Origin of the sequence: Streptococcus suis (assembly GCA_022354845.1) — a bacterium.
Taxonomy (GTDB): domain Bacteria; phylum Bacillota; class Bacilli; order Lactobacillales; family Streptococcaceae; genus Streptococcus; species Streptococcus suis_AA.
The window spans coordinates 1,232,096-1,246,026 of sequence record CP031970.1 but is presented as its reverse complement, the minus strand read 5'-3'; the positions used below and the strand labels follow the sequence as shown (position 1 = coordinate 1,246,026).

Here is a 13,931-nt window from a genome sequence, read left to right as displayed (position 1 = left end):
GTATGGCAGAGAAGATTAGATTGGAAAATGGAAGACTTTTAATCCCTGACCAACCAATTATCCCCTATATTGAGGGGGATGGGGTTGGACAAGATATTTGGCCAGAAGCTCAAAAAGTCATCGATGCAGCAATTGAAAAAGCATACAATGGTCAGCGTTCTATTCAGTGGAAAGAAGTTCTGGCGGGTGAGAAAGCTTATGCTTTAAGCGGGACGTCTTTACCTGATGAGACTTTGAAAACGATTCGTGAGCATTTGTTGGCCATCAAGGGACCTTTGGGTACACCTGTTGGAAAAGGCCACCGGTCACTGAACGTCGCATTGCGTCAGGAACTAGATTTGTTTGCTTGTGTTCGTCCAGTTCGGTATTTTCAAGGGGTTCCAAGTCCATTAAAACATCCAGAAAAAACCGATATTACTATTTTCCGTGAAAACACAGAAGATATCTATGCTGGAATCGAATGGGATGCTGGTACAGAAGAAGTTGCAACTGTCATTTCATTTCTTCAAGAGAAGATGGGTGTGGCTAAAATCCGTTTTCCAGAGTCATCAAGTATCGGTATAAAGCCCATTTCTGAAGAGGGAAGTAAACGCCTCATTCGTTCTGCTATTGAATATGCACTAAAACACCAATTAAAAACAGTAACCTTGGTACACAAAGGGAATATTCAAAAATTTACAGAAGGCGGATTCCGAAAATGGGGTTATGAATTAGCTCAAGAGGAATTTTCGAATGAGCTAGAAAAAGGTTCATTGGTTATCAATGATATTATTGCGGATAACTTCTTACAACAGATTTTATTGGCACCTGAAAAATTTGATGTTGTGGCCTTGACCAACCTGAATGGAGACTATGCATCAGATGCTTTAGCTGCTCAGGTTGGAGGGATCGGCATTTCTCCTGGAGCTAACATTAATTATCAGACTGGTCATGCAATTTTTGAAGCGACACATGGAACTGCTCCAGATATTGCAGGTCAAAATAAGGCAAATCCTAGCTCAGTACTCCTGTCTGCTTGTATGATGTTAGAGTTTATGGGATGGAATGAAGCTGCTGAGAAAATTATTGTCGCTCTAGAACAGGCTATTTTACATCAACAAGTGACGATTGATTTTGCCAGTGCATTAGGTGTTGAAAGCCTGTCAACTAGCCAATTTGCTGAAGCACTTATCGCTCGTATTTAATAGAAAGGAACTCACCAGTCGGTGGGTTTTTCGACTTGAAATACTGAAAGAATAATAAAAAATTCTTGAAAATGATTTCAAAAAATGATATAATGCTCTTTGTAAGGGTTATCACATTGACTCGAAATAATTGCAAAAATAAAGGAGAAACCAACTATGGCTTCAAAAGACTTCCACATTGTGGCAGAAACAGGTATCCACGCACGTCCAGCTACTTTGCTTGTGCAAACAGCTAGCAAATTCGCTTCAGACATCACTTTGAACTACAAAGACAAATCTGTAAACCTTAAATCAATCATGGGTGTAATGAGTCTTGGTGTTGGTCAAGGCGCTGATGTAACTATTTCAGCTGAAGGTGCAGATGCTGACGATGCAATTGCAGCTATCACTGAAACAATGGAAAAAGAAGGATTGGCATAAAAAGATGACAGAAATGCTTAAAGGAATTGCAGCATCTGATGGTGTTGCCGTTGCTAAGGCATATCTACTCGTTCAACCCGATTTGTCCTTCGAAACGATTACAGTTGAGGACATAAATGCAGAAGAAGCTCGTTTAGATGCCGCTCTTACAGCATCACAGAACGAGCTTTCTGTTATTCGTGAGAATGCAGTAGCTAGCCTTGGAGAAGAAGCTGCAGCGGTATTTGATGCGCATTTAATGGTGCTTTCTGACCCAGAAATGGTAGGTCAAATCAAAGAAACGATTCGCGCCAAGAAAACAAACGCAGAGACTGGTTTGAAAGAAGTTACGGATATGTTTATCGCTATCTTTGAAGGTATGGAAGATAACCCATACATGCAAGAGCGTGCAGCAGATATTCGTGACGTAGCAAAACGTGTTTTAGCTCATTTGCTTGGGGTTCGTTTGCCCAACCCAGCAACAATTGATGAAGAATCTATTGTGATTGCTCATGACTTGACTCCTTCAGATACAGCTCAATTGAACAAACAATTTGTAAAAGCCTTTGTAACAAACATTGGTGGTCGTACAAGTCACTCAGCTATCATGGCTCGTACACTTGAAATTGCTGCTGTATTAGGTACTAACAACATTACAGAAATTGTTAAAGATGGCGACGTCCTCGCTGTTAACGGTATCACAGGCGATGTTGTTATCAACCCTACAGAAGATGTCATTGCAGAATTCAAAGCAGCTGGTGAAGCGTATGCTAAGCAAAAAGCTGAATGGGCATTATTAAAAGACGCTCAAACAGTGACGTCAGATGGCAAACACTTCGAGTTGGCAGCTAACATCGGTACACCAAAAGACGTTGAAGGTGTAAATGATAATGGTGCAGAAGCTGTTGGTCTTTACCGTACAGAATTCTTGTACATGGACTCACAAGACTTCCCAACAGAAGACGAGCAATACGAGGCTTACAAGGCAGTACTTGAAGGTATGAATGGTAAGCCAGTTGTGGTTCGTACAATGGATATCGGTGGTGATAAGGAGCTTCCTTACTTCGATCTACCACACGAAATGAACCCATTCCTTGGTTTCCGTGCCCTTCGTATCTCTATCTCTGAGACTGGTAACCAAATGTTCCGTACTCAGTTACGTGCTCTTCTTCGTTCATCAGTACATGGTAAACTTCGTATCATGTTCCCAATGGTTGCTTTGTTGACTGAATTCCGTGCAGCAAAAGCAATCCTTGATGAAGAAAAAGCAAACTTGTTGGCTGAAGGTGTAGCAGTTGCAGATGATATCCAAGTAGGTATCATGATTGAAATCCCTGCAGCAGCAATGCTTGCAGACCAATTTGCCAAAGAAGTTGACTTCTTCTCAATCGGTACAAACGACCTTATCCAATACACAATGGCTGCAGACCGTATGAATGAACAAGTTTCATACCTCTACCAACCATATAACCCATCAATCCTTCGCTTGATCAACAACGTTATCAAGGCTGCACATGCAGAAGGCAAATGGGCTGGTATGTGTGGTGAGATGGCTGGTGACCAACAAGCTGTTCCGCTTCTTGTAGGTATGGGCTTGGATGAATTCTCTATGAGCGCAACTTCTGTACTTCGTACACGTAGCCTTATGAAGAAACTTGACACAGCTAAGATGGAAGAATATGCTCAACGTGCCTTGACAGAATGTGCAACGGCAGAAGAAGTTCTTGAACTTCAAAAAGAGTATGTTGATTTCGATTAATCATTAAAAGAGTAAATAATCATCTGACATTGTTGGAGTTGTCAGATGATTATTGGCTCTTTTTTTCTATGTTTTGCATCAAAATCCGAAAGAATATTGGAAATTTTCAAAAAATTCTTGCAAATGTTTTCTGACTATGTTACAATGTTCACATTATCCAGAAGGAGGGAACGAATGAAGCAGTATCAGAATTATATTGATGGGAAATGGGTTGATTCCGAAAAGAAAATAACCATTTATTCGCCGATTAATCAAGAAGAGTTGGGGAATGTTCCTGCCATGTCGCAGGAGGAAGTCGACAAAGCTATGGAAGCAGCAAGAAAGGCTTTGCCAGCTTGGCGTGCTTTATCTGCATACGAACGTGCCCAATATTTGCACCGAGCTGCGGATATTTTAGAAGAACGCAAAGAAAGCATTGGTGAAATTCTTGCAAAAGAGGTAGCAAAAGGAATAAAAGCTTCGATTGGTGAAGTCGATCGCTCCGCGCATTTAATTCATTTCGCTGCTGAAGAAGGTCTGCGTGTTTATGGTGCTTCTCTAGAAGGGGGAACGTATGAACCAGCTGCAAAATCAAAAATATCGTTGATTCGTCGTGAGCCTGTTGGTGTTGTTCTAGCTATTGCACCTTATAATTACCCCGTCAACTTATCAGCCTCTAAAATTGCTCCGGCGCTTATCGGTGGGAACGTAGTGATGTTTAAACCACCAACACAAGGATCGATTTCGGGGTTGCTTTTGGCTCAAGCTTTTGCTGATGCAGGCATTCCAGCTGGTGTTTTCAATACAATAACTGGTCGTGGATCAGAAATTGGTGACTATATTATTGAACATTCTGAAGTGAATTTTATCAATTTCACAGGTTCGACACCGATTGGTCAAAAAGTTGGGAGATTAGCTGGTATTCGTCCAATTATGCTTGAGTTGGGTGGAAAGGATGCAGCTGTTGTTTTAAGCGATGCGGATTTGGAACATGCAGCGAAGGAAATCGTTAGTGGGGCCTTTAGTTATTCTGGTCAACGTTGTACTGCTATTAAGCGAGTATTAGTTGTAAATGAAGTTGCAGACCAATTGGCTGAGAAACTTCAGACTGAAGTTGAAAAATTAACGGTAGGGGATCCTTTTGAAAATAAGGATATTACGCCTGTCATTGATGAACAGTCTGCTGTCTTTATCGAAGGTTTGGTACAGGATGCACAATCAAAAGGGGCAGTGGAGTTAACTCCGTACAAACGTGAGAAAAATCTAATTTGGCCAACCTTGTTGGACCAGGTCACTCCTGAGATGGACATTGCTTGGGAAGAGCCGTTCGGTCCAGTGCTTCCAATTATTCGCGTATCATCTATTGAAGAAGCACTTGAGTTATGTAATCAATCAGAATATGGTTTGCAGTCATCTATATTTACGAAAAATTACCCATTAGCCTTTGAATTTGCTTCAAAATTGGAGGTCGGTACTGTGCATATTAATGCTAAAACGCAACGTGGTCCTGATAATTTCCCATTCTTAGGGATCAAAGGCTCTGGTGCTGGAGTTCAGGGGATTAAATATAGTATTGAGGCCATGACTAAGGTAAAATCTGTTGTCTTTGATATACAATAAGAAAAAGGAAGTTTCCAATTAATGGATACTTCCTTTTCTCGGTTATTTTGCTTGGTAAAATTTATTGTGTTGGTAAATTGGATCAAATGTTAAATTGATTCCAAGCTTACGTAGGACACTCTTGTCTTCATCTGACAGGATAACGGTTGAGTGGGCCTCACTACCATTTAATTGGCCCAATTCTTTCATGGCACTCGCCGCAATTGGGCTATCTTGTGCGGTAATCGCCAATGCGTTGAGTATTTCGCTGGCATCCAGTCTTGTATTGGTTTTATCGAGGTAATCTGATTTCAATTGCTGGATTGGGCGTATGTAGGTTGGTTCGATTAAGAGGGTTTCATCTTCGATTGCCGCAATTTGTTTGATGGCGTTTAAGAGGACAGATGCAGTTGGTTTAAGTAGGTCGGATGTTTTACCTGTTACAATATCTCCAGTTGGCAACTGAATAGCAAGGGCAGGGCTAGTTGTCAGCTCTGCTTTTTCGCGCGCAGCGATAACAACCTTACGATCTGCTGGTGTCACACCGACTTCATTCATGAGGAGTTCGATTTTCTTCACAGCCTGTTCGCTAATCCGCTCTGCCTTGAAATCCACCAAGGTCTGGTAGTAGCGACGGATGATTTCCTGTTTGGACGCTTCGATAGCAGCTTCTTCATTGATGATGGAATAACCTACCATGTTGACACCCATATCTGTCGGAGATGCGTATGGTGATTTACTCAAAATACGTTCAAAGGTACGGTTGAGGACAGGGAAGACTTCGATGTCACGGTTGTAGTTGACCGCAGTTTTGCCATAAGTTTGAAGGTGGAAAGGATCAATCATGTTGAGGTCGTCCAGGTCGGCAGTTGCTGCTTCATAGGCTAAGTTTACGGGATGATGAAGTGGTAAGTTCCACACTGGGAAGGTTTCAAACTTAGCATAGCCTGATGTTACGCCATGCAGTTGGTCGTGGTAAAGTTGGGAGATACAAGTCGCCAATTTACCTGAACCAGGTCCAGGTGCGGTGACAACGACGAGATTGCGACTAGTTTCGATGTAGTCATTTTTGCCCATACCTTCTGGTGAGATGATGCGGTCAATATCAGAAGGATAGCCCTTGATTGGGTAATGGAGATAGGACTTGATACCATGTTTTTCTAACTGCTTGCGGAAGGCATCCGCAGCTGGTTGGTTGCGGTATTGGGTAATGACGACAGAACCAACATAAATATCAATATCATTAAATGTATCAATCAAGCGGAAGACTTCTTGGTCATAAGAAATACCCAAGTCACCACGTGCCTTAGAGTGTTCGATGTTGCTAGCATTGATAGCGATGACGATTTCTACTTGATCTTTTAACTCTTGGAGAAGTTTGATTTTATTATCAGGTTCATAGCCAGGAAGTACACGAGCTGCATGAAAATCTTCCAACATTTTCCCACCAAATTCCATATACAATTTGCCTTCAAACTGAGCAATGCGCTCTAAAATATGATCACGTTGTAAATTCAAATACTTATTTGAATCAAATGCGATTTTCTTCATCCAATAAGTCCTCCAATTGTGTATTAATCTCTGGGAAAAACAAAAAATAGCTCCCTAAAACTAGGGAGCCTTTTCTCCGACCTCTCAAAAGAGGTGCCCGAACAATACTATAACAAACTGTTCTTTGCTTGTCAAGAAAAAGTCTGAGTAAAACACGCCGTACGCATGAAGCGTGACGTTGTATCAAAGCTAATTCAAATGTCTATAGCTTAGTAGGAAATGAGGCTGAGATAGGAAGAGTGGTCGAAAATATGTTATAATATTGGGACGGAGTGTGAAAAAAATCTCCTGTTTATCAATTGCTTTGAGTTTGTATAGAAAGGAACAAATAGATGAAAGATTTACATGCAAAATTATTGACTGATTTTGGGATTAATTTTTCAGATTTGAATTTATTAGAAACGGCTTTTACCCATACTTCCTACGCTAACGAGCATCGCCTTCTAAAAATTTCACATAATGAGCGCTTGGAATTTTTAGGAGACGCTGTACTCCAGTTGATGATTTCCAAATACCTCTACCAGAAGTATCCCAACAAGCCTGAAGGAGAAATGTCTAAATTACGTTCTACCTTTGTTCGTGAGGAGTCATTGGCTGGTTTTTCTCGTGCCTGTGACTTTGATCGGTTTCTTCGCCTTGGGAAAGGGGAAGAAAAGTCTGGAGGACGGAATCGTGATACCATTTTAGGAGATGCTTTCGAGGCTTTTTTAGGAGCTCTGCTGTTGGACAAGGGAGAAAAGACCGTAGAGGAGTTCATCCATCAAGTCATGATTCCTCGTCTGGAAGAGGGGAACTTTGAACGGGTAACGGACTATAAAACAGCATTACAGGAAATCTTACAGGTTAATGGGGAAATTGTCATTTCTTACCAAGTTGTAGCGGAAACTGGTCCAGCACACGATAAGACTTTTGAAGTGGAAGTGTCTGCGGATCAGCGTGTGATTGGCCGTGGTCGAGGTCGCTCTAAGAAATTAGCTGAACAAGCCGCCGCAAAAAATGCTGTGGAGGCTAGAGCATAAGTATGTATCTTAAATCGATTGAAATGCAGGGCTTTAAGTCCTTTGCGGATAAGACCAAAGTCGTCTTTGACCGTGGAGTGACGGCTGTTGTAGGACCAAATGGTTCTGGAAAGTCCAATATCACTGAAAGTCTACGTTGGGCCTTGGGAGAGTCGTCTGCTAAAAGCCTACGTGGAGGCAAGATGCCTGATGTTATCTTTGCAGGAACGGAAAATCGTAATCCACTCAATTTTGCTTCTGTGGTGGTAACCCTAGATAATAGCTCAGGCTTTATTGTAAATAAAAACAAAGAAATTAAAGTCGAGCGCCATATTTATAGATCTGGTGATAGTGAATACTTGATTGATGGGCAAAAGGTTCGTCTGCGAGATATTCATGATCTTTTCATGGATACTGGCTTAGGGAGGGATTCATTTTCTATCATTTCACAAGGGCGGGTTGAAGCAATTTTCAATTCCAAACCTGAGGAACGTCGTGCAATTTTTGAAGAGGCTGCAGGTGTTTTAAAATATAAAACTCGTAAAAAGGAAACAGAAAGTAAGCTGGCTCAGGCTCAAGGCAATTTGGATCGCTTGGACGATATTATCTACGAATTAGATAATCAGGTCAAGCCATTGGAGAAACAGGCACAAACTGCTAAGAAGTTTTTAGAATTAGATGGACAGCGCAAGGAATTATACTTAGATGTTTTGGTGGCTCAGTTGTCGCTTGGTAAGGAAAAGTTGTCGGAAAAAGAAGCCGAACTAGAATCTGTCAAAACTGAATTGACTAGTTACTACAAACAGCGTTCTGAGCTAGAGCAAGAAAACCAGTCTTTAAAAGAGAAGCGCCACCGCTTATCAGTACAATTAGACCGCGAACAGGCAGTTTTACTGGATGTGACCAAGTTAATCAGTGATTTAGAGCGAAAAATTGAGGTCCATAAACTGGAATCTAGTCAAAACGAATCTAGTCGTCAAGAAGCGCAGGCGCGTTTGGAAAACTTGTTGACTAGACGAGAGCAGTTGGAAGAACAAATTGAACAAAAGCAGGGTGTTCTTGAGCAATTAGAGAATTCATTGTCTAGTTTGAAAGAAGATATTGCTGCGGTAGACAGAGAAATTTCCTACTTTTCAGAAGATCCTGATCAGGTTTTAGATTATCTGCGGGAACAGTACGTGGCTCTGATGCAAGAAGAGGCAGAAGCTTCAAACCGTCTGACCAAGATTCAGCAGGATATAGCCAATCAAATCAGTCTTTCTGAGAGTAAATCTGAAGACTTGGCACGCTTGCAGACAGAAAAACAAACAGCTCAAGAAGAACTTGATAAGAGTCGGAAAAGTTTAGAAGAAGCTGATCACGAGTTACGCCAGTTACTTGAGCGCTATCAGACCAAAAAATCAGAATTGGATCAAGTTCAGGCTACTTATCAGTCTGAACAAGGTCGTTTGTTTGATTTGTTGGATCAGTTGAAAGGCAAACAGGCTCGCCAGTCTAGTTTGGAAGCTATTTTGAAAAATCACTCCAATTTTTACGCGGGGGTTAAGGCTGTCTTACAGGAGGCACCAAGCTTAGGAGGAATTATTGGAGCAGTCAGTGAACAATTGACCTTTGACACTCGCTACCAAACGGCTTTGGAAATTGCTCTTGGTGGTGCTAGTCAAAACGTCATTGTTGAAGATGAAGCGACTGCTAAACGAGCTATCGCATTTTTGAAAGAAAAACGGCAGGGACGGGCAACCTTCTTACCTCTGACTACTATCAAGCCACGTCAGCTTTCTGGACAACAAATCTCTTTACTAGAATCTTCCGATGGATTTTTGGGTTTAGCGAGTGATTTGGTGACTTATCAGCCAAATTTAGATGTGATTTTCCAAAATCTGCTAGGCACTATCGCGATTTTTGATACCATTGACCATGCCAATAAGGCAGCGCGGGCAACCAAATTTCAAGTACGTATGGTGACCATGGATGGAGCGGAAATCCGTCCTGGTGGAGCCTTTGCTGGTGGTAGCAATCGAAATAACAGCACGACCTTTATCAAACCCGAACTGGATGCTCTTTTAGGAGAAATAGCAGAGCTGTCTGGCCAGTTGCAGGAGCAAGAAAGCTTGGTTGCAGCTAAGAAAACTAGCTTAGACCAGACCAGAGAAGCCTTGGAAACGATTAAGGCTGATGGGGAAGAAGCTAGATTGAACCAGCAGAGCGCAAGGATTCATCAGGAACAGGCAGAAAATAGACTGGCTCAGCTTTCAGTCCAGTATGACCTGCAAATGAGTCAGGTTAGTCCGACCATTTTGACTGAGCTAGATGAAGAAGCTACTAAGGAAGCAGCAAACGTTCAAGCTTTGAATGAGAAAAAAATTGCCTTGGAACAACAAATCAATCAAGTCCGTGATAATCGTGATAGTATTCAAGAAAGCTTGCAGAAACTACAGACTCAGAAGGGGCAACTAACTTTGGTACAGGCTGAAGCGACCAGTCAACTTCGTTTTGAACAGATAGATCTGAGACGCTTGCAAGAAGAAAAAGCAACTACCGAAAAGGATATTGCTATCCTTGAAGATTTGATCAATCAGAAAGTAGTGGCTCTAGAAGATACGACTATAGAGCTTCTAGAAGAGCAGTTGCAGGCAGCATCTGATAAGCAAAGCCAGACCAATCAGATCCTAATTCGCTTAAAATTTGAATTGGAAGATATTGATGGGCAGTTTGAAGACCTGGAAGAAAGATTGCAACAAGCTCGGACTAAGAATGATGATTTGATTCGTAAGCAGGCTAAGTTAGAGGCGGATTGTGAGCAAGCGGGCGATACATTACGGACTTTACTTGGTAATTTGACCGATCATTTTAAATTAAGTTTTGAAGCTGCCCAGTCTCAGGCCAAGGCAGTTGAAAACCTTGCTAGTGCCGAACAAAATCTTAAGAACTTGGAAAGAGCTATTCGAGCTTTGGGCCCAGTCAATTTGGATGCGATTGAGCAGTATGACGAAGTCAATAATCGTCTAACCTTCCTCAATGAGCAACGGACTGATATTTTGTCAGCGCGTGATCTTCTTCTTGATACCATTCATGAGATGGATGATGAGGTGAAAGAACGCTTTAAAGTCACATTTGAAGCTATTCGTGAAAGTTTCAAGCAAACTTTCAAACAAATGTTTGGCGGTGGTTCAGCTGATTTGATTTTGACAGAGACTGATATTTTGACTGCAGGTGTTGAAATATCTGTTCAGCCTCCGGGTAAGAAAATCCAGTCTCTCAACCTCATGTCCGGTGGCGAAAAGGCACTTTCGGCCCTCGCTCTGCTATTTTCCATTATCCGAGTGAAAACCATCCCGTTTGTGATACTTGACGAGGTGGAGGCAGCCTTGGATGAGGCCAATGTCAAACGCTTCGGAGACTATCTCAATCGCTTTGATAAGGAAAGTCAGTTTATTGTCGTGACACACCGAAAGGGCACAATGGCTGCAGCGGATGCCATTTATGGGGTAACCATGCAGGAATCTGGTGTATCAAAGATTGTATCTGTCAAATTGAAGGATATGGAGAAATTATGATAAAAAAAATTTATGCCAGTGATATGGATGGTACGTTTTTACGTGAGGATCATAGCTTTGATAAAAAAAGTTTCCGACGGATTCTGGATCAGTTTAAGGAAAAAGACTATTTATTTGTGGCGGCAAGCGGGAGATCTTTGCAGAGTCTAAAGTTAGTTTTTGAAGAATTTGCAGATGAAATTGGGTTTGTTGCTGAAAATGGTTCTATTGTTGAGTATCAAGGTCAGATGATTTTTCTGGATGAACCGATTCGTCCAGAAGTTTACTTGCCTATTATTGCTGGAATTGATGCCGGTCCTTATGGAAGTAGTCGTTCCATGGTATTGTCTGGACTCGAAAACTTTTATTTGTTAAAAAATGCTGAGCCTCAGTTTTTAGGAGCAATGACAAATTATTATGCTCATTTTCAATTGGTGGACTCGTTTGAAGATGTCCAGGAAAAAATAATAAAGATTAATGCCAAATTCACCCCAGATGAGATGGACCAAGCAAGATTGTGGCTCAATCAGACCTTTGAAGGTGTGACAGCCATGACAACAGGTTTTGACAATATTGATATTATTCCTAATGGTTCAAATAAATCAGTTGGATTGAATCATTTGTGCAGTCATTTTGGAATTACAGGACGAGATGTAGTTGCCTTTGGGGATAATCAAAATGATTTGGATATGTTGGACTTTGCCGGTCTTGCCATTGCATCAGAAAATGCAAGAGAAGAAGTGAAGGCTCTAGCTCATCAGATTATTGGTCATTGCAATGATGGAGCTGTACTGGCTTATTTAGAGGAGGAAGTATATGGCAATTAAAATGATTGCACTAGATTTGGATGGAACTCTTCTGACGTCGGATAAACGAATTTCAGAAGCCAATAATCAGGCCTTGTTAGCAGCTCGGCAACAAGGTGCTTATGTTGTCTTAACAACAGGACGGCCTTTACAAGCTATTGGTACTTTTTTGGAAGAATTAGACCTCTTAGGTGAAAATCAATATTCCATCACCTTTAATGGTGGATTGGTACAAGAAAATACAGGGCGCATTTTAGATAAAACTGGCTTCAGCATTGATGATGTTCGTGCAATTCGACAAGTAACCAATCAATTGGACCTACCTCTGGATGTCTTGTATGGAGGAGATGTTTACTCATTACCAGCGGTCAATGGATCTCTGTATCTAACAGCCAATCCATTGCTGAATAAAATTGATGTGACAGATGAGGAGATGCCAGAAGATTTTGTCTATAATAAGGCGGTTACAGCTGTAGCAGCTGATTTTCTGGATGGACAAATTCCAAAAATTCCTAGAGAGTTGTACGATCGTTTTGAAATTTTCAAATCGCGTGACATGCTGCTAGAATGGAGTCCAAAAGGAGTCCATAAGGCAAATGGATTAGCAAAATTGATTGGACATTTGGGAATTGATCAATCGGAAGTGATGGCCTGTGGTGATGAAGGTAACGATCTTTCGATGATCGAATGGGCTGGTTTAGGCGTTGCAATGGCTAATGCAACAGACGAAATTAAGTCTGCTGCAAACCTTGTTTTACCAAAAACAAACGATGAAGATGGCATTGCCTGGGCTATCCAACAGTATGTATTAAATGAGGACTAAGTATGGGATTATTTGATCGATTATTTGGACAAGAATCGCAGGAAGAAAAACAAGTTGAAGTTGGTGAAGAAGTTGAAACGCACCAGACAGCTGAAAATGAACAAGTGGCTGTGGTTGCGACCAATTCTGATGATAGTTCAGCAGAAGATGGAGAAGCTGTACCCTTGACTGCTGAACAAGAAGCGCAAAAACAACGGACACTTGATATGATGGCTCAGTATTATGCGGCCAAAGAAGCAGCGGCTGCCCGCGTGAAAGAGGCGCAAGAAAAAGGTTTTGATCCTGCTATTCAGACAAAACCAAAAGAAGAGCCTGTTCAAGAAATTGTACAAGAAGTACAAGAAAGTGAGCAAGACAAGTACCAGCGGACTTTGAAGAAAACAAGAACTGGATTTGGTGCAAGGCTCAATGAATTCTTTGCTAATTTCCGTTCAGTGGATGAGCAATTTTTCGAGGAGTTAGAAGAATTGTTGATTTTGTCAGACGTTGGTGTGCAAGTAGCTTCGACTCTGACTGAGGAGCTCCGCTATGAAGCCAAGTTACAAAATGCCAAGAAGACAGAGGAACTCCGTCGTGTCATCATTGAAAAATTGGTGGATATTTATGAGAAGGATGGTCAGTTTAGTGAGCAGATCAATTTCCAAGATGATTTGACAGTGATGCTCTTTGTGGGTGTCAACGGCGTTGGGAAGACGACTTCAATTGGTAAGTTGGCCTACAAATACAAGAAGGCTGGCAAGAAAGTCATGCTGGTTGCGGCGGACACCTTCCGTGCGGGGGCGGTAGCCCAGCTGGTCGAGTGGGGGCGCCGTGTCGATGTGCCTGTAGTCACAGGACCTGAAAAATCAGATCCAGCTAGTGTGGTCTTTGACGGTGTCCAACGTGCCATAGCAGAAGGCGTAGATATTCTCATGATTGATACAGCTGGTCGCCTGCAGAATAAAGATAACCTCATGGCAGAGCTGGAAAAAATTGGTCGCATCATCAAACGGACTCTTCCTGATGCACCGCATGAAACCCTCTTAGCCATGGATGCTTCCACTGGTCAAAACGCTCTCAGTCAGGCAAAGGAATTTGCAAAGATAACCCCGTTAACAGGTCTCGTCCTGACCAAGCTAGACGGAACAGCCAAAGGTGGTGTCGTCCTTGCTATCCGTCAGGAGTTGGATATTCCTGTTAAACTGATTGGTTTCGGTGAGAAAATCGATGATATCGGTGAGTTCAAATCTGAAGAGTTCATGCGTGGACTTTTGGAAGGATTGATATAGAATGAAAAAAGTAGTTAACTGAGAAAGTT

10 protein-coding genes are annotated in these 13,931 nt (G+C 41.8%); 9 read left to right on the top strand and 1 reads right to left on the bottom strand.

All coding sequences use genetic code 11. The annotated features are described in order from the left end of the window. Nucleotides 1-2: 2 nt before the first annotated feature. The 4 genes from D2A30_06545 (at nt 3) to D2A30_06530 (ending at nt 4,941) form a co-directional block, all read left to right on the top strand. Nucleotides 3-1,184, top strand: coding sequence for an NADP-dependent isocitrate dehydrogenase (locus D2A30_06545; protein ULL21256.1), 1,182 nt, complete (start codon nt 3-5; stop codon nt 1,182-1,184). A 156-nt stretch (nt 1,185-1,340) separates the two neighbouring features. Beyond that, complete coding sequence (locus tag D2A30_06540; protein ULL21255.1) at nt 1,341-1,604, top strand: phosphocarrier protein HPr; 264 nt, start codon at nt 1,341-1,343, stop codon at nt 1,602-1,604. A 4-nt stretch (nt 1,605-1,608) separates the two neighbouring features. After that, a complete protein-coding gene (gene ptsP / locus D2A30_06535) occupies nt 1,609-3,342 on the top strand; it encodes a phosphoenolpyruvate--protein phosphotransferase (GenBank protein ID ULL21254.1) in 1,734 nt (577 codons plus the stop codon). Between the two features lie 174 nt (nt 3,343-3,516). After that, entirely contained in the window at nt 3,517-4,941 is a 1,425-nt protein-coding gene (locus D2A30_06530; protein ULL21253.1) for an NADP-dependent glyceraldehyde-3-phosphate dehydrogenase, read from the top strand. A 42-nt stretch (nt 4,942-4,983) separates the two neighbouring features. Here D2A30_06530 and D2A30_06525 read toward each other — a convergent pair whose 3' ends face one another. After that, the gene (locus tag D2A30_06525) at nt 4,984-6,471 is read right to left on the bottom strand and encodes a DUF1846 domain-containing protein (protein ULL21252.1); all 1,488 of its coding nucleotides are present in this window, start codon (nt 6,469-6,471) and stop codon (nt 4,984-4,986) included. Between the two features lie 332 nt (nt 6,472-6,803). Between D2A30_06525 and D2A30_06520 the strand changes: the two genes are divergently transcribed. From D2A30_06520 to ftsY, 5 genes are read left to right on the top strand one after another with little or no spacing between them, the layout of a single operon-like run. Continuing rightward, nucleotides 6,804-7,490, top strand: a complete 687-nt coding sequence (locus tag D2A30_06520) for a ribonuclease III (protein ID ULL21251.1) — start codon at nt 6,804-6,806, stop codon at nt 7,488-7,490. A 2-nt stretch (nt 7,491-7,492) separates the two neighbouring features. Beyond that, nucleotides 7,493-11,026 carry a chromosome segregation protein SMC gene (gene smc, locus D2A30_06515; GenBank protein ULL21250.1) on the top strand — a complete coding sequence of 1,178 codons (3,534 nt, stop codon included), beginning with the start codon at nt 7,493-7,495 and terminating at the stop codon, nt 11,024-11,026. Then, nucleotides 11,023-11,832 (top strand): HAD family hydrolase, encoded by an 810-nt coding sequence (locus D2A30_06510; GenBank protein ULL21249.1) that lies wholly within the window; start codon nt 11,023-11,025, stop codon nt 11,830-11,832. Before smc ends, D2A30_06510 begins: the two co-directional genes overlap by 4 nt. Then, nucleotides 11,822-12,634, top strand: coding sequence for an HAD family phosphatase (locus D2A30_06505; GenBank protein ID ULL21248.1), 813 nt, complete (start codon nt 11,822-11,824; stop codon nt 12,632-12,634). The genes D2A30_06510 and D2A30_06505 overlap by 11 nt, the downstream gene beginning before the upstream one ends. 2 nt (nt 12,635-12,636) lie before the next feature. After that, a complete protein-coding gene (ftsY, locus tag D2A30_06500; protein ID ULL21247.1) occupies nt 12,637-13,902 on the top strand; it encodes a signal recognition particle-docking protein FtsY in 1,266 nt (421 codons plus the stop codon). The last annotated feature ends 29 nt before the right edge of the window (nt 13,903-13,931 follow it).

Excerpts from the sequence above, each read along its gene's own strand:
- D2A30_06545 (ULL21256.1), top strand. The coding sequence starts at position 3 with ATGGCAGAGAAGATTAGATTGGAAAATGGAAGACTTTTAATCCCTGAC.
- D2A30_06505 (ULL21248.1), top strand. The coding sequence starts at position 11,822 with ATGGCAATTAAAATGATTGCACTAGATTTGGATGGAACTCTTCTGACG.
- D2A30_06530 (ULL21253.1), top strand. The coding sequence starts at position 3,517 with ATGAAGCAGTATCAGAATTATATTGATGGGAAATGGGTTGATTCCGAA.
- D2A30_06540 (ULL21255.1), top strand. The coding sequence starts at position 1,341 with ATGGCTTCAAAAGACTTCCACATTGTGGCAGAAACAGGTATCCACGCA.
- D2A30_06520 (ULL21251.1), top strand. The coding sequence starts at position 6,804 with ATGAAAGATTTACATGCAAAATTATTGACTGATTTTGGGATTAATTTT.
- smc (ULL21250.1), top strand. The coding sequence starts at position 7,493 with ATGTATCTTAAATCGATTGAAATGCAGGGCTTTAAGTCCTTTGCGGAT.
- D2A30_06525 (ULL21252.1), bottom strand. The coding sequence starts at position 6,471 with ATGAAGAAAATCGCATTTGATTCAAATAAGTATTTGAATTTACAACGT.
- ptsP (ULL21254.1), top strand. The coding sequence starts at position 1,609 with ATGACAGAAATGCTTAAAGGAATTGCAGCATCTGATGGTGTTGCCGTT.
- ftsY (ULL21247.1), top strand. The coding sequence starts at position 12,637 with ATGGGATTATTTGATCGATTATTTGGACAAGAATCGCAGGAAGAAAAA.
- D2A30_06510 (ULL21249.1), top strand. The coding sequence starts at position 11,023 with ATGATAAAAAAAATTTATGCCAGTGATATGGATGGTACGTTTTTACGT.